The organism is Ureibacillus sp. FSL K6-2830, assembly GCF_038004145.1.
Taxonomy (GTDB): Bacteria; Bacillota; Bacilli; order Bacillales_A; family Planococcaceae; genus Ureibacillus; species Ureibacillus thermosphaericus.
This window is the reverse complement of record NZ_JBBOQR010000001.1, coordinates 1542714-1558418: the sequence shown is the minus strand read 5'-3', so window position 1 is coordinate 1558418 and position 15705 is coordinate 1542714. Positions and strand designations below refer to the sequence as shown.

At 37.6% G+C, this 15705-nt stretch carries 17 protein-coding genes and 1 pseudogene; 10 read left to right on the top strand and 8 right to left on the bottom strand.

Translation table 11 applies throughout. The features are described 5' to 3' along the window. Window positions 1–113: 113 nt before the first annotated feature. The 9 genes and pseudogenes from yycF (at window position 114) to NSU17_RS07670 (ending at window position 8672) form a co-directional block, all read left to right on the top strand. The gene (gene yycF / locus NSU17_RS07710; RefSeq protein WP_016838907.1) at window positions 114–827 is read left to right on the top strand and encodes a response regulator YycF; all 714 of its coding nucleotides are present in this window, start codon (window positions 114–116) and stop codon (window positions 825–827) included. Between the two features lie 5 nt (window positions 828–832). Continuing rightward, window positions 833–2668: a cell wall metabolism sensor histidine kinase WalK gene (gene walK, locus NSU17_RS07705; protein WP_016838906.1), complete on the top strand. Its 1836-nt coding sequence runs from the start codon at window positions 833–835 to the stop codon at window positions 2666–2668. Further along, on the top strand, window positions 2665–3990 hold the full coding sequence (locus NSU17_RS07700; RefSeq protein WP_340436198.1) for a YycH family regulatory protein: 1326 nt from the start codon (window positions 2665–2667) through the stop codon (window positions 3988–3990). The genes walK and NSU17_RS07700 overlap by 4 nt, the downstream gene beginning before the upstream one ends. After that, on the top strand, window positions 3977–4825 hold the full coding sequence (locus tag NSU17_RS07695) for a two-component system regulatory protein YycI (protein ID WP_340704720.1): 849 nt from the start codon (window positions 3977–3979) through the stop codon (window positions 4823–4825). The genes NSU17_RS07700 and NSU17_RS07695 overlap by 14 nt, the downstream gene beginning before the upstream one ends. 10 nt (window positions 4826–4835) lie before the next feature. Beyond that, window positions 4836–5624, top strand: coding sequence for an MBL fold metallo-hydrolase (locus tag NSU17_RS07690; protein ID WP_173662482.1), 789 nt, complete (start codon window positions 4836–4838; stop codon window positions 5622–5624). Window positions 5625–5820: 196 nt separating this feature from the next. Then, complete coding sequence (locus NSU17_RS07685; protein WP_340704719.1) at window positions 5821–7083, top strand: S1C family serine protease; 1263 nt, start codon at window positions 5821–5823, stop codon at window positions 7081–7083. A 167-nt stretch (window positions 7084–7250) separates the two neighbouring features. Then, window positions 7251–7415 carry a CxxH/CxxC protein gene (locus NSU17_RS07680; protein WP_096549987.1) on the top strand — a complete coding sequence of 55 codons (165 nt, stop codon included), beginning with the start codon at window positions 7251–7253 and terminating at the stop codon, window positions 7413–7415. A gap of 152 nt (window positions 7416–7567) precedes the next feature. Beyond that, entirely contained in the window at window positions 7568–8047 is a 480-nt protein-coding gene (gene rlmH / locus NSU17_RS07675) for a 23S rRNA (pseudouridine(1915)-N(3))-methyltransferase RlmH (RefSeq protein ID WP_340704718.1), read from the top strand. Between the two features lie 77 nt (window positions 8048–8124). Beyond that, window positions 8125–8672, top strand: a pseudogene (locus NSU17_RS07670) (flavodoxin family protein). Between the two features lie 180 nt (window positions 8673–8852). Here the strand turns inward: NSU17_RS07670 and NSU17_RS07665 are convergent. The 8 genes from NSU17_RS07665 to NSU17_RS07630 form a co-directional block, all read right to left on the bottom strand. Then, a complete protein-coding gene (locus NSU17_RS07665; RefSeq protein WP_340704717.1) occupies window positions 8853–8993 on the bottom strand; it encodes a hypothetical protein in 141 nt (46 codons plus the stop codon). A 196-nt stretch (window positions 8994–9189) separates the two neighbouring features. Continuing rightward, complete coding sequence (locus NSU17_RS07660) at window positions 9190–9330, bottom strand: hypothetical protein (protein ID WP_340704716.1); 141 nt, start codon at window positions 9328–9330, stop codon at window positions 9190–9192. A gap of 148 nt (window positions 9331–9478) precedes the next feature. Beyond that, window positions 9479–9676: an antibiotic biosynthesis monooxygenase gene (locus NSU17_RS07655; RefSeq protein WP_340705492.1), complete on the bottom strand. Its 198-nt coding sequence runs from the start codon at window positions 9674–9676 to the stop codon at window positions 9479–9481. 42 nt (window positions 9677–9718) lie between these two features. Next, window positions 9719–9910, bottom strand: coding sequence for an NmrA family NAD(P)-binding protein (locus NSU17_RS07650; protein ID WP_340704715.1), 192 nt, complete (start codon window positions 9908–9910; stop codon window positions 9719–9721). Between the two features lie 150 nt (window positions 9911–10060). After that, window positions 10061–10768, bottom strand: a complete 708-nt coding sequence (locus tag NSU17_RS07645) for a LutC/YkgG family protein (protein ID WP_096550007.1) — start codon at window positions 10766–10768, stop codon at window positions 10061–10063. Continuing rightward, entirely contained in the window at window positions 10765–12189 is a 1425-nt protein-coding gene (locus NSU17_RS07640; RefSeq protein WP_340704714.1) for a LutB/LldF family L-lactate oxidation iron-sulfur protein, read from the bottom strand. Before NSU17_RS07640 ends, NSU17_RS07645 begins: the two co-directional genes overlap by 4 nt. A gap of 13 nt (window positions 12190–12202) precedes the next feature. Then, window positions 12203–12919 (bottom strand): (Fe-S)-binding protein, encoded by a 717-nt coding sequence (locus tag NSU17_RS07635; protein WP_096550009.1) that lies wholly within the window; start codon window positions 12917–12919, stop codon window positions 12203–12205. Window positions 12920–13063: 144 nt separating this feature from the next. Next, on the bottom strand, window positions 13064–13783 hold the full coding sequence (locus NSU17_RS07630; protein ID WP_340704713.1) for a FadR/GntR family transcriptional regulator: 720 nt from the start codon (window positions 13781–13783) through the stop codon (window positions 13064–13066). A gap of 207 nt (window positions 13784–13990) precedes the next feature. Here NSU17_RS07630 and NSU17_RS07625 point away from each other — a divergent pair, with 207 nt between their 5' ends. After that, window positions 13991–15658: an L-lactate permease gene (locus tag NSU17_RS07625; RefSeq protein ID WP_340704712.1), complete on the top strand. Its 1668-nt coding sequence runs from the start codon at window positions 13991–13993 to the stop codon at window positions 15656–15658. Window positions 15659–15705 lie beyond the last annotated feature (47 nt).

Here is a 15705-nt window from a genome sequence, read left to right as displayed (position 1 = left end):
GGTTTTGAAATGCATGAAAGCAAAAACCGTGATAGATTTAATTATAGCTATACATCAATAGAAGAATAGATGCATTGAGATAGATTTATTTCATATTAAGGAGGAATATGAACATGGACGGTAAAACAATTTTAGTAGTCGATGATGAAAAGCCGATTGCAGATATTTTGCAATTTAACTTAGTAAAAGAAGGATATAAAGTTATTTGCGCTTACGATGGAGAAGAAGCGTTGAAAATAATAGAAGAACAACAACCGGATTTAATGTTGCTTGATATCATGCTTCCTAAAAGAGATGGTATGGAAGTTTGTCGTGAAGTTAGAAAAAAATATGATTTCCCTATTATTATGCTAACAGCAAAAGGCTCCGAAATTGATAAAGTATTGGGTCTGGAAATGGGAGCCGATGATTATGTGACGAAACCTTTTAGTACAAGGGAATTAATTGCTCGTGTAAAAGCGAATATGAGACGATTAAAAGCTTCTACACAATCTGAAGAAACGAAAGAGGAATCGAATCACATTACGGTTGGTTCCTTAATTATTCAGCCAGATGCTTATATCGTTCAAAAACGTGGGGAAACGATAGAATTGACTCATCGAGAATTTGAATTGCTACATTACTTAGCAAAACATATTGGACAAGTGATGACGCGGGAGCATTTATTGCAAACCGTTTGGGGATATGATTATTTCGGAGATGTACGAACAGTGGATGTAACCATTCGTCGTCTTCGTGAAAAGATTGAAGATAACCCAAGCCACCCATCTTGGATTGTTACTCGCCGAGGGGTCGGATATTATTTGCGAAATCCTGAACAGGAGTAGAATGAATGCAGAAAGTTAGCTTTTTTCGTTCAATCCATGTAAAACTCGTATTAATTTACCTGCTGCTTATTATTATTGCATTACAAATCATTGGGATTTACTTTTCTAATAAGTTGGAAGATAGTTTAAAATCCAACTTCGAAGATTCCATTCTTCAAAGAATCGATTTGATTCAATACAGTATTCGTGAAGAATTGATGAAAGAACGAGATGAAACTACACCGACTTTAGAGCAAAGTTTGGTCATTGCATTACGGGAGTTTGCTACAGGTGATATCAATGAGATTCGGGTTATTGATAACCGTAATAGAGTATTAGCAACTTCCGACTCAGAAAATCAATCCATTATTGGACAGCGTTCGAATGATGATATTGTAAAAAAAGTAATTTCTTCTGAAACGTATCAAGAAGAAATTGCACTTGATGCGGAAACGAATACGAGAGTTTGGGTCATTGCAACGCCAATTTTAAGTATGGTTGGTCCAAATAGTGAAGTAATCGGAGCAATTTATATAGAGTCCAATATTGAAAAAGTATACGATCAAATGGACGATATTAATCGTATTTTTGCTGTTGGTACAGCAATTTCCTTAGTCATCACAGTCGTATTAGGAATACTTATAGCTCGAACAATCACTAGACCTATTATGGATATGCGCAAGCAGGCTCAAGCAATGTCAAGAGGAAACTTTTCAAGAAAAGTAAGAGTGTACGGTAACGATGAAATTGGTCAATTAGCAATTGCTTTTAACCATTTAACGAATCGATTGCAAGAAGCGCAATCTTCAACAGAAGCAGAGCGTAGAAAATTAGCATCAGTTTTAGCAAATATGACAGACGGTGTTATTGCAACAGATCGCAAAGGGAAAATCATCTTAATTAACGATCCTGCATTAAGTTTGTTAAATGTGACAAGGGAAGAAACGTTAAACCGACCAATTGCTTCTGTCCTAGGAATTGAAGAAAACTACAGCTTTGAAGATTTAATTCATATGAAAGAGCCGCTAAATTTGAATTTTAGTACAGAAGAAGCTCCTTTCATTTTGCGTGCAAATTTTTCTGTCATCCAAAAGGAAACGGGATTTGTCAACGGTTTAATCACTGTATTACACGACATTACGGAACAAGAAAAAATTGAAATGGAACGCCGTGAATTCGTAGCGAATGTATCTCACGAATTACGGACGCCTTTAACAACGATGAGAAGCTATTTAGAGGCTCTTGCAGATGGTGCGTGGAGAGATGAAAATATCGCTCCGCATTTTCTCAATGTAGCACAAACGGAAACAGAGCGAATGATTCGCCTTGTGAATGATTTATTGAATTTATCCAAAATGGATAGTAGGGATTATAAATTGAATAAAGAAGTTGTTGAATTTAATAGTTTCTTCCATCGAATTATTGATCGGTTTGAAATGTCAAAATCACAAAACGTTAAATTCATTCGCTATATTCCGGAGACACCATATTTTGTGGAAATTGATACAGATAAATTGACTCAAGTAATCGATAACATTATTTCTAACGCAATAAAATATTCCCCTGATGGAGGCAACATTCGATTTGGTTTTACCGTTCAAGGAAATATGTTAAAAGTAATGATTTCCGACGATGGAATGGGTATACCAAAAGAGAATCTTGGAAAGATCTTTGATCGGTTTTATCGCGTAGACAAAGCACGTTCTCGCGCCATGGGGGGAACTGGTTTAGGTCTTGCCATTGCGAAGGAAATGATTAAAGCTCACAATGGTACAATTTGGGCAGAAAGTGAAGAAGGTGTAGGAACGACAATCTTCTTTACGTTACCGTACGAAATAGATGGGGCTGGTGATTGGGAATGAAGTATATCGAACATATCAAATCCATAATTCTTCTTTTCCTAGTCCTTTTAAGTATCGTCCTAACCTTTTCAATTTGGACATATACACCAAATCTTCAAGTGATTGAAGAAACACAAGTTGATCAATTAGTTGTGGGTAAACAAAAAAAATTCCAGGAAATCATAAAACCTTATCGCATTTTAGTAAGAGAGCAAGATGAATGGAAAGGTACGATCGGTTCTGGAGCAATTAACGATTTGATGGAAATCATGGTGAATTGGAAAGGTTCGGCTCTTACTTATGTTCAAAGTAATTTTTCGAATGATAAAATGAATGATTTTTTACGAGCAAACAATCGGATAACATTGTTTTTTTCTGTAGAAGTGCCAATCAAGGTATTTCACTCGATTGTTCCATTAACACAAGATGACTTGCCAGAAATCAGCTTCAATCGACTTGTAATTGATTGGAGCAAGGTTACCACGAATAATGCGGTAACTCTTTATTTTTTAAGTGAATCCCATCGCAATATTTATAGTACTGAAGTAAAAATGAGTGAAGATTATTTTCAGTCAACGGTTTTACAAGCATTGGAAGGATTGGCCTTTTATAAAGAAATAGAGCGTCCAAATGCCCTGTCTTTATACGTACCAGCTGAAGAAGTTAAATTAGTTCAATACACTTACTATATTGATGAAATTCATCCGGATACATTTAGAGATATATTGTTTTATGATTCAACTATTGTCCGTAAAAATGTTGAAAATCAAGATTCCTTAAAGTATACAGACGGTATGACGTTAATGACAGTAGATGTAAAATATCGTTATTTGAATTATGTAAATCCGTCTACAGAAAGTATCGTTGAATTACCTCCATCCCGTTTACTTTTAGATAGCTTTGAATTTGTGAATGAACATGGAGGTTTTACTGGGGATTATCGTTTGATCTCTGTAAATGAGCAAAAGCACATTATCGAATACCAATTGTATAAACAAGGATTACCTGTTGTAAGTACAGATACGACAACAAGAATTACTACGACTTGGGGAGAAAATCAAATATTCCGCTATAAGAGACCTTATTTTTTACTGGATTTAGATATAAACTCTGAAAAATTTGAAAGAAAACTATCTTCAGGTCTTGAGGTTATTGAATTCATTGAGAAGAGAAAGCAACTTGAGTTAAATGAAGTGGATGATATCATTCTGGGATATTATTTAAAACAAAATGACAATAATCTTTTATTTACATTAGAACCGAGTTGGTTTGCAGTCAGTCAAGGAAGCTGGATTCGCATTACACCGGATGTACTAGGAGGGGGAAATAGTGGACTGGAGTAGATCAAAAACCATATTCATTATTGTGTTTTTAATTTTAGATGTCTTCCTTTTCTCTCTCTATTTAAATCGCCATATTGAAGCTCAACAAGTGAAAGTGTCCGGTGGAAAAACGATTGAGTCCAGGTTAAAAGACGATCAAATTACCTTTAATCTACTGCCAAATATAGAATCTGCTCCATATATTTCGGCAAAAGTCCAGGATTTTAGCGCAGAAAATTTGCAACTGAAAAACTATCAACAAATGACAATCGAAAATAACAATAAACTCATCGTTACACTAGATGAACCAGTGAAACTTCGAAATGTAAAAGAAAAATCATCATTTAACGAGTTTGTTCGAAATAACGTATACAATGGCTCATCATATGTAGTATGGAAAATTAATGAAGATGAACGAACAGCTATTTTCTTTCAAAAATTTGAAGATAAAACAATTTACTATAACATTCATGGTATCGTTACAATTTATTGGAATGAAGATTTAGAAGTAACGAGATATGAGCAAACAATGCTGAATGATTTTGAAAAATTTGAAGAAGAAGAAAACCTTCTCCCACCATATCAAATTATTCAAATATTATATTCCAGGGACTTATTGAAACCAAGATCTCATATTACAGAAATAAAACTAGGGTATTCAACTCTTGTTCAGCTAACGCAAACGCAAGTATTCGTTCCTACTTGGAAAGTAAGCGTTAAGGATGCAGATGGAGCAGAAGAAGAATTTTTCGTGAATGCTGTAGAAGGTAAAATCATTGATGTTCAGTCAGATTTAACAGTTGATGAAGATGAAACAGATGAATTAGAACTGTTAAGAGAATTAGAAGAAGAATAGGGTGTACGAAATGCGATTTAGTGTTTTAGCTAGCGGCAGTACAGGCAATGCCATTTATGTCGAAACCGATGAACACGCCTTTTTAGTGGATGTTGGATTGAGCGGAAAAAAGATGGAGCAGCTCTTTGCAAAAATTGGTCGCGACATGAAAAATTTATCAGGGATTTTAGTGACACATGAACATAGTGACCATATTAAAGGCCTTGGTGTAGTCGCAAGAAAATATAAGCTGCCGATTTATGCAAACGAGAAAACTTGGAGAGCGATGGAAGAGCATGTTGGCAATATTCCACTTGATCAGCGCTTTTTGTTTAACATGGAGTCGGTACAATCCTTTGGTTCTTTAGATATTGAATCCTTTGCTGTATCGCATGATGCGGTTGATCCGATGTTTTACGTATTTCATGAGAATGGACGGAAATTAGTAATCATCACGGACACAGGGTATGTGAGTGATCGAATGAAAGGAATTATACGCGGTGCAGATGCATTCGTATTTGAAAGCAATCATGATATTAATATGCTTCAAATGGGGAAATATCCTTGGTCTATTAAACGTCGCATATTAAGCGATGTTGGACATGTCTCCAATGAAGATGCTGCTGTAGCCATCAGCGAAGTGGTTGAAGCAAAACCTACCCATGTTTATTTATCTCATTTAAGCAAGGAAAACAACATGAAAGAACTTGCTCGCATGACAGTAAAGCAAATATTAGAGTCCTATGGCATTAAAGAAGGGGAATTTTTGCATTTACATGATACCGATGCAGAAGAACCAACATTACTTGTGACGGTGTAAAATTAGATTTAATGAGAACTTTGTATGTTATACAGAGTTCTTTTTTAATTAAATTAAATGCAAATATTGTTAAAAATTGAATACGACGTTCATACTGGAATTATGAATTTTTAATTTGGTTTTATTGCATTTTAATGTAATTTTAATGTTTGGCATGTATCATAAATGACGATGAAAGAAAGAAAGGAGAAGGGTCATGAGTTTTTATCAAAATGATGAACATCGGAATGAATCGGATAAGGATTTTTCATACTCTCCTTTACAAGAACAATTAAGACGAGAAGAAGAGGAATATAAGAAACGGCAAAATAAAAAAAGACAAGGGGTTTTAGGCTATTTTTTTAGCGGATTTGTGGGAGTCATTGTAGGAGCATTATTAGTTTGGTTGTTGCTTCCCTCTATGGTAGACCGATTGCCAAGTAGTACAACTCATCACACTCCAACAATTACGCAAACGGCTACAGAAGTGACAACAGATGTTACAAAGGCAGTGGAAAAAGTATCGAAAGCGGTCGTAGGGATTACAAACATTCAAGAAGTGTCGGACTTCTGGACGCGTCAATCTAGAGAGACTGAAGCTGGTAGCGGTTCAGGGGTGATCTATAAAGTTGTTGGAAATAAAGCCTATATTGTCACGAATTATCACGTTGTCGAAAATGCCAAACAATTAGAAGTAACTTTGGCTGATGGAACGAAAGAAAATGCAGAACTGATTGGTAGCGATATTTGGACAGACTTAGCGGTTGTCTCCATTCCAAGCAAAAATGTTGAAGCCGTTGCAGAGTTTGGCGATTCCGATGTGTTAAAACAAGGAGAGACAGTCATTGCCATTGGTAACCCTCTAGGATTAGACTTTTACGGTTCGGTTACAACAGGAGTCATTTCAGGAAAAGAGCGTTCCGTACCTGTCGATTTGAATGGTGATGGTTATGTCGACTGGGAAACAGAAGTATTGCAAACAGATGCAGCCATCAACCCGGGAAATAGTGGAGGAGCATTAGTGAACATTGCTGGTGAATTAGTTGGAATTAACTCAATGAAAATTGCAGAGTCAACGGTGGAAGGATTAGGTTTCTCAATCCCGATTAACACGGTGATTCCAATCATTGAAGAACTTGAGCAACATGGTGAAGTAAAAAGACCGACGATGGGAATTGGTTTATTAGATTTAACGGACGTACCAGCATTCTATCAAAAACAAACATTAAAATTGCCTGAAGAAGTCACAACGGGTGTTGTGGTGACAGAAGTGGTGCCAGGTTCTCCTGCTGACCGTGCAGGTGTAGAACAATATGATGTCATTGTAGAAATGGATGGGCAAAAAATTGAAAACTCCATCGACTTACGTCAACATTTATATAACGAAACGGAAATTGGTGACACATTAAAGATGAAAGTGTATCGCGCAGGAAAAATGATGGAGTTGCAATTAAAATTAACTGAGGGTAGTCAGTTATAATATTGTGGATAAATGACAGTTATCAACATGATTTTTCCACAAAAGAGTAGGGAAAAGAAAGTCTGTTATTTCCTACTCTTTTTTTGTTTGTTAAAATGTTTTGTGGATAAAATATGAAAAATGTGAATATCTTTGTGGAAAAATGAATCAAGAAGGAGGGATTGGAAATGAAAAAATTTTGCTGTGAAACGCACGTAAATCATGCATTGGACATGATGGTTGCTGAAACAAAAGAATATCCGATATTAGAGAAAGTGGATGAGGAACAACAATTATCCACAAAGTGCGATTACTGTGAAAACGAAGCGAAATATATTGTATCAAGAAAATAACTTTACACAAAATATAGATTTTGGTTGTGGATATGTGTAAAACTTTTGTGGATAACTTGTTTATAAATAAAAATCCGATGTGGATTGGCTGTGAATTTCTAAATTATATGATTTGTTAAACAATTGGTGTGAATCAAGTTAAAGGTGAGAAGATGAATATTTCAATTATTTCAGTCGGAAAGTTAAAAGAAAAATATTTAAAAATGGGTATGGATGAGTATGTGAAGCGCCTTTCCGGTTACGCAAAAATCGAATTGATTGAAGTGCCGGATGAGAAAGCGCCTGAAGAATTGAGCGAGGCGGAAATGGAGTTGGTGAAAAAGAAGGAAGGAGAAAGGATTTTATCTAAAATTCCAGATGGTACATATGTGTACGCCCTTGCCATCGAAGGAAAAATGAAAACATCCGAAGAATTTGCAGAAGGCTTGGAAAAACTGATGACCTATGGTACAAGCAAAATCGCCTTTGTCATCGGCGGCTCCCTCGGTTTACATAAAGATGTATTAAATCGGGCAAATGAAAAAATCAGCTTCGGCCGCATGACCTTTCCCCATCAACTCATGCGGCTTATCTTGCTGGAGCAAATCTACCGCGGTTTCCGGATTATGAAGGGAGAACCGTATCATAAGTAAGGTTTTTTGGAAATCAATCGAAAAGTCCGTATAATAAACAGAGGATTTTTCAATCTAAACGAAAGGGAGAAATAAAAATGCCAATCGCAGCTATATATGGGGAACCCGTCCTAATGGAAATTCAGAGATACTGACAGAACAGGTAATTCAAGAAATAGCTACTGAAAAAATTTATTTAAGAGATTATCATACCCAACCCATTATAGATATGCGCCACGCGGAGGAAGGTTTTCAAGAAAGAAATGATGATTATAATTCAATCATTGATCGTATACTTCCACATGATATTTTAATTTTCTCTACTCCTATTTATTGGTATAGCATGTCAGGAACAATGAAAAACTTTATTGATCGATGGTCACAAACTTTAAGAGACCCGAAATATCCTGATTTCAAGAGTAAGATGGCCTCAAAAAAAGCCTATGTAATCGCTGTTGGAGGAGATGATCCCCACATCAAAGGACTACCTTTGATTCAGCAATTTCAATATATTTTTGATTTTATGGAAATTGAATTTGCTGGATATATTCTTGGAAATGGAAACAAACCTGGAGAAGTATTACAAGACGAGGCAGCACTCTTCGCAGCGACTCAACTGCGAAAGCTATTAACGGAAAATATCTGAAATTAGTCATCAAAAATGCTTAAAAAGGCAAGTGCCTTCACCGACACCAAGTTTTTCGATTTCTTCTACAAACTGCTCGCGGCTTGGTACGGTCATTGGGAATGGAGCATTTGTATCAGAAAATTTATTTAATAGGTCAGCAAACACAGCCCAAGGAATCTGCTCTTCGTTAAAAGCATCTTATCCTGACCATAATCCTGGTGTTTCGCCATCTTTGTTTGGGATACGCAAAAACGTTGTGGCATCAATCAGTCTTAAATTGGGATTATCTAGGCGCTCATATAACCAAGCGCTGTCAACAACAGAAGGAATCGTTCTCATTATTCATCATATTTATTTTGCTTATTGGATTACTTGGTTTTAATATATCAAATATATCTATCTAAAACAATTGAATTTTAAAAAAGAGACCAGCACTTAGAATATGTGCCAGGCACTTTTTTTATAGTTCAAAGAGTTTGCGCCATATTTCTTTCTTTTTTCTTTGCCATATACAAAGCTTGCTCAGCACGTTTGATTAAAGTTTTGGGAACGTCATATGACCTGCAAAGCGGAATGAATGGTTTTCAATGATATTTCTCAGCTTTTCTGCTGCCAGCTCTGTCGCTTCAAGCAAGGTTTTATCTTTAAGATGATTATGAATTCTTCTCCTCCCCAACGTCCAAATAAGTCGTCAGGCTGAAGAAAATTTTTTACTAAAGAGGTTAGAGAGGTTGGCGATAAGGCATATAGTAAGGAGAAAAAATGGGTACAATTTAAGCCTGAGAAAAACCTAATAAGGGAATTTCTCAGGCTTTAGAATTTTATTACGCTCTTTCTAAAATAGAGGCAATCTCTGAAATAATGATCTCACTTCCAAAAATAGGAGAGTGTTCTTTGGAATTTTCAGGAGGATTATGGGCTTCTTTAAAAAGGTCGCTGCTTCTCCAACGTGTGAAGTCTTCAATGGATTCCCAATACATATTGACGTTCATTTCATCATAGTCTGTAAGATTTTTTGTAATTAGTCTTATTTTTTAAATCCTTCGAACTATCCATTTGTTTTTCTAATCAATGAGGCGTTTAAAGAAATTGAAAAAATTAAACCGGATACATCTTATGAAAAAGAATGGATTAAAAAACAATAAAAATAAGAGACCATTGCGGACAAAGGCTGTGACTTCAAACACTTTTTCTAATGCTTGTTTTACGACATGACGTTCCACAGCGCCAGTTGCTCCAAAGACAATAATTTTCATAGCGCTCCCCCCTTCCGTTCGACGGTAAATCTCCCTTGTGAATCAATAGAATTGAGAGATTTGAAACGCTAGCAAGCTGCCTAGTTTGGAGCACTAAAAAAGCGGCAAAATGTTGTGCAATCAACATCCTGCCGTTTTCATAGAAAATGTTTATTGATCTTCAATGACAATATAAGTTGCTTTTACGGGGCCATGCACGCCGACAATCAATACGGATTCTATATCTGCTGAATTGCTTGGTCCTGACATAAATAAAATGCAGGATGGCACTTGTTGACCCTTTTCGATTTGCTTGCGGATTTTTTGGGCAGCTTGCGTCATTCTAGGGACAATGGAACTTTTCGGAATAAGCACGATCACTTTTTGCGGCAAAAAGTTCATTGTGCGTCCCCGGTTTGGATGACTGGTAAGCATAGCGGTGGCGGATTCGGCCAATGTCATTTCGCTGATCGTTATACCGATATTCGCCTTTTCGGCCTGGCGAATGTTTTCCTCAGGGGTGTCCGGATTCCACTCGTAAAAGTGGATGCCGTTTTCCGGCAAATTTTCCATCCATTTCTTCACCCCGAATTTTTCAAAGCGGTCGTCTTTCCATGTGATGACCGATTCACCTCCATAATCGTTCACCACTTGATGAAGTACATTCGGCAAATCCGCGGTTGTTGTTTGGACGAACGTTGTATGGATGTTTTCGCATTGCTGTTTCAACACTTCCACTAGTTCATCTTGGGATGCATTTTTTAACACTTCATGTTGGGGGCAATATTTCCAAACCGGACGTTCCACTTTTGTTCGAACAGGGCGGCCGAGGCTTTGGGCAATTTGATTTAGGAATTCATCGCGATTTTGAATCGTCATGATTGCTCTCCTTTCTGACGCTGCTTCATCCAATGGCGGAAGCTTTCTTTATTTGGGGCAGGAAAATCCCGCGCTTCCGTCCAAGCTTTTAATGGGCCTGGTCCGCTTGTGATTTTGTCATCTTTTACAAAAGGAGACATGATAGGTGAAGCGACTTTTGTTGCCATATTAAAGAGCGGCGAAGTTGATGCCCCTAGCCCAAAGGCTTTCATAATTAAACGTTCTGAAATCGGGGCTTTTCCTTCCTGTTCCACAATTTTTTGGCGATGCAAATGCAATAATTGATGCAATGGAATTTTTACAGGGCAAACTTCTGTACAAGCACCGCAAAGGCTTGATGCATACGGCAGTTCTTTGAAATCTTCATATCCTCCAAGGAGCGGAGATAAAATAGCGCCGATTGGGCCAGAATAAATTGACCCGTAAGTGTGGCCACCTACATGGCGATACACTGGACAAACATTGACACATGCTGCACAGCGGATGCATTGTAGTATAGGCTGGAATTCCGTGCCTAAAATTTTCGAGCGTCCATTATCTACAATGACTAAGTGGAATTCTTCCGGACCGTCAGTTTCGTTTTCTCCTTTTGGTCCTGTCAGCAATGTGACATAGCTTGTTAATCGTTGGCCGACCGAGCTGCGAGTTAATAGGCTGACGAGAACTTCCATTTCCTCAAAGGTTGGTACAATTCTTTCCATCCCCATTACCACGATTTGAGTTTTTGGCAGAGCTGAGACAAGGTCTGCATTTCCTTCATTTGTCACTAAAGTCACTGTGCCGCTTTCGGCAATGGCAAAGTTGCATCCTGTAATGCCAATGTCTGCTGTTAAATATTCCTCGCGCAGCTTTTTGCGGGCAAACAGCGCCATTTCTTCAGGTTGTTCTGATTTGTCGTAGCCAACTTTTGCAAAGATTTCCCGTATTTGATGGCGGTTTTTATGCAATGATGGCACAATGATGTGTGAAGGTGGTTCATGGTCATTTAATTGTAAAATGAACTCTGCCAGATCGGTTTCCACCACTTTGCAGTCAGCTTCTTCCAACGCTGCGTTTAGATTGATTTCTTCTGTCACCATCGATTTAGCTTTAACAATTTTTTTCGCTTCTTTTTGAATGGCGATGTTTTTTATATAGTTCGATGCGTCTTCTTTTGTTTTCGCGAAAAATACATGGCCGCCGCGTTTGACCACATTTTCGCTCAACTCATAAAGATATGCATCTAAATTTTCTAAAACGTGTTTTCGAATTTCTTCTCCATGAGCTCTCCATTCTTCCCAATTTCCTAATTCCTCCACGCGAGCTTGACGGCGGGTTTGAAATCGGGCTTGGGCAGCGGAGATAGCGCCTCGCATAAAGGTATCGTTTAAGTTCGTCTCCACGCGTTCTTTAAATTGTTCATCACTTGTTTTCATAGCCATCATGAATCCCCCCTTAGCGACTATTTAACACTTCTGCAATATGCATAACGCGAATCGGCTTTCCGGTGCGGCTGGTTCTTCCTCCAATATTAATAAGGCATCCGGCATCTGCACCAACTAAAATATCCGCTCCTGTTTCTTCGATATTGCGAACTTTTTCATCCACCATTTCTCCGGAAATATTCCCCATTTTCACAGAGAATGTACCGCCAAATCCACAGCAGCGCTCGTTTCCTGGAAGTTCAACATATTCCAGTCCTTCAACATTTTGAAGTAATCGGATGGGTGCATCTTTTACTCCTAAAAGTCTCGTCATATGGCATGATGTATGATAAGTAGCTTTGCCTTTTAACCGGGCTCCGACATTTTCAATTTTTAAAATATTTACAATAAAGTCGGTTAATTCATAGGTTTTATCTGCTAAACGTTGCGCTCTTTGTTCCCATTCCGGATCCCCTTTAAAAATATGCGGATACTCTTTAAACATATATGCGCAAGAACCTGATGGCGTAACAACATATTCTGCATGTTCAAATGCTTTAATCATGTTTTTCATGGAACCTTTTGATTCTTCTACATATCCGCTGTTATAAGCCGGCTGACCACAGCAAACTTGTGATGTAGGAAAATCGATTTCACAACCAAGCCGTTCAAGAAGTTCAACAGTCGCTTTTCCTACATTCCCTTGAAACATATCGACAAGGCATGTCGCAAATAATGAGACTTTCATTATGAATCCCCCTATAATCCTACATAAATCGACAGGTCATCAGATGACTTAAATGGTAACACATTTTTTTAAATTCTACTATAATTTTTTGAAAATACAAAACATAAAAAAGTGCAGAAGCTGATTAAACTTCTACACTTTTCCTTATTCAGCCATATCGAAATATTTCATTAAAATTTCTTCTACGTTATTTAAATGGGAATACATGGCGAGTTCTGCCAGTTCGGGATTTTGTTGTTTGATAGCTAAATAAATTTGCATATGTTCATCATATAATTGTTCAATCGTGGTTTGTTTAGAAAATAACCAAATGCGCCTTGTTTCTCGCATTAATTCAATCGTAAGCCCAGATACTTGGTTTAGTAAATTAGGTAGCAGAGGGTTGTGGGAAGCATTTGCAATGGCCTTATGGAATTCGAAATCCGCTTTTTCACCAAGCTCTTCATCCCCTTCTACGTTTTTCATTTCCCCAAGGATTCCTTCTAAAATGACAAGATCTTCTTTTGTTCTGTTTTTCGCTGCGCTTCTTGCCGTCCCAACTTCAAGAATTTTTCTTAATTCAAGCAAATGAGGGACGTATTCTCTGTATGTAATAATGGCCGTAGAAAGAGGAAATTCCAGTTTTTGTTTAGGGAAGTTTTTCACAAATGTGCCAGAGCCTTGTTTTATTTCAATCAGCCCCATTGCTTTTAAGGCTGATAATGCTTCACGAACAGCGGATCTACTGACTTGTAATTGCTCTGCTAAATATTCAACAGAATCTAAACGGTCACCTGGTTTTAGTTCGCCTGTACGGATCTTTTCATAAAGAATTTCACAAACTTCTTCGTAAATTTTTTTCGTTTTTACTTTTGCAAGTTTCAAATAGTCCACCTCGTTTTTCAAGCAAAATCGGTAAATTAATTATACATTATACCGAAAGTACAATGAAAAATCTTCTCGTTCAGAGAAGATAAAAGTGTAACTCAAATAAAACAACATTGAATTTTAAAAAAATTCAATTTATAATCTAAGTCATAAGGTCATCAGATGACTTGATAGGGGATATTTTGAAACATTGGGGGAAAGAGCATGACATTTACTCAAAATTTTACAGCAGTTGGAAACAGTTTAGGGTGGACAGCCCTGGTTGCAACAATTCCTATTTTATATTTTTTCTGGGCGCTTGCTATTAAAAAAATGAAAGGGTATATGGCGGGGCTAACCACTTTAATTATAGCTATCGTCATTGCAGTTTTAGCATTTAAGGTGCCAGTTTTGACAGCAGTAGCATCTGCTTCGCAAGGGGCTGTATATGGAATCATTCCAATTGGCTGGATTATCATTACGTCCGTATTTTTATATAACTTGACGGTAAAAACCGGACACTTTGATGTTATTCGTTCATCGGTGTTATCTATTACTGAAGATCGTCGTATTCAGGCTCTATTGATAGCCTTTTCTTTTGGGGCATTTTTGGAAGGGGCAGCAGGATTTGGCGCTCCGGTTGCCATTACAGCGGCGTTGCTAGTAGGGTTGGGTTTTAAACCGTTGCAAGCGGCGGCCCTTTGTTTAATTGCAAACACAGCTCCTGTAGCTTTCGGTGCTATTGGGGTACCGATTACCGTAATGGAAGGGATTACAGGGATTCCTGCTTTAGAAATTTCAAAAATGGTAGGCCGTCAATTGCCTATTATTGCCGTATTTATTCCCTTTGTTTTAGTGGTGATTATGGTCGGTTTTAAACGGGCTTTTGAAGTGCTGCCTGCAATTTTAGTATCCGGTATTTCGTTTGCAGTGGCGCAATTTTTAAGTTCCAATTATTTGGGCGCCGAATTGCCGGATATTATTTCATCCTTAGTATCCTTAGTAGCTTTAGCGATTTTCTTGCGCTTTTGGCAGCCAAAACATATTTATCGTTTTGAAACGGATGGCCAAATGGAGGATACAAAAAATCATTATACTAGTGGACAAATTTTAAGGGCTTGGTCTCCGTTTATTGTATTAACGCTATTTATTTCTGCCTGGGGAATTCCATCCTTCAAAAAGGCGTTATTAGGTACATATGAAGGCGGGAACGCATTTTTAACCTTTGTGAATAACATTGGTGGTGCGCTCACGTTCTATCCGGAAGTACCGTTTTTACATAATCAAGTGATTGATGGTTCAACAGGCAAAGAAATTGCGGCAGTGTATAAATTCGAATTATTAGGTGCTGCGGGAACAGCCATTTTATTTGCTGCTATAGTATCTAAGTTTCTATTGAAAGTTTCTTGGGGTAAATGGGTAAAAACTTTTGGTGAAACCATCAACGAAATTAAATTCCCGCTTTTAACTATTTGCTGCGTTGTTGGTTATGCTTATGTGGCAAACACAGCCGGCATGATGACGACTTTAGGTTTAGTATTGGCAAAAACAGGAGCTTTATTCCCGTTCTTCTCGCCGGTGCTTGGCTGGATTGGTGTGTTTGTTACAGGTTCCGATACATCTTCCAACGTATTGTTTGCCAAGTTGCAGCAAGTTACGTCTGAATCCATCGGCATGGATCCGGTTCTTGCATTGGCTGCCAACACATCGGGAGGCGTGACTGGAAAAATGATTTCGCCGCAAACATTAGCTGTAGCTGCTGCAGCGGTGGGATTAATCGGAAGAGAATCAGAGTTGTTAAAATTCGCCTTAAAATATAGTCTCATTTTACTTCTCTGCATATGTATCATTACATTTTTGCAAAGCACGGTACTTACATGGATGATTCCATAAGTTCTGAAATCTTAGCAGTATTGTCTGTTATAGATGATGCTGCTAAC

Excerpts from the sequence above, each read along its gene's own strand:
- NSU17_RS07700 (WP_340436198.1), top strand. The coding sequence starts at position 2,665 with ATGAAGTATATCGAACATATCAAATCCATAATTCTTCTTTTCCTAGTC.
- NSU17_RS07665 (WP_340704717.1), bottom strand. The coding sequence starts at position 8,993 with ATGAGAACGATTCCTTCTGTTGTTGACAGCGCTTGGTTATATGAGCGC.
- NSU17_RS07650 (WP_340704715.1), bottom strand. The coding sequence starts at position 9,910 with ATGAAAATTATTGTCTTTGGAGCAACTGGCGCTGTGGAACGTCATGTC.
- rlmH (WP_340704718.1), top strand. The coding sequence starts at position 7,568 with ATGAATATTTCAATTATTTCAGTCGGAAAGTTAAAAGAAAAATATTTA.
- NSU17_RS07635 (WP_096550009.1), bottom strand. The coding sequence starts at position 12,919 with ATGAAAGTCTCATTATTTGCGACATGCCTTGTCGATATGTTTCAAGGG.
- NSU17_RS07640 (WP_340704714.1), bottom strand. The coding sequence starts at position 12,189 with ATGGCTATGAAAACAAGTGATGAACAATTTAAAGAACGCGTGGAGACG.
- NSU17_RS07685 (WP_340704719.1), top strand. The coding sequence starts at position 5,821 with ATGAGTTTTTATCAAAATGATGAACATCGGAATGAATCGGATAAGGAT.
- NSU17_RS07690 (WP_173662482.1), top strand. The coding sequence starts at position 4,836 with ATGCGATTTAGTGTTTTAGCTAGCGGCAGTACAGGCAATGCCATTTAT.
- NSU17_RS07645 (WP_096550007.1), bottom strand. The coding sequence starts at position 10,768 with ATGACGATTCAAAATCGCGATGAATTCCTAAATCAAATTGCCCAAAGC.
- NSU17_RS07625 (WP_340704712.1), top strand. The coding sequence starts at position 13,991 with ATGACATTTACTCAAAATTTTACAGCAGTTGGAAACAGTTTAGGGTGG.
- yycF (WP_016838907.1), top strand. The coding sequence starts at position 114 with ATGGACGGTAAAACAATTTTAGTAGTCGATGATGAAAAGCCGATTGCA.
- walK (WP_016838906.1), top strand. The coding sequence starts at position 833 with ATGCAGAAAGTTAGCTTTTTTCGTTCAATCCATGTAAAACTCGTATTA.
- NSU17_RS07680 (WP_096549987.1), top strand. The coding sequence starts at position 7,251 with ATGAAAAAATTTTGCTGTGAAACGCACGTAAATCATGCATTGGACATG.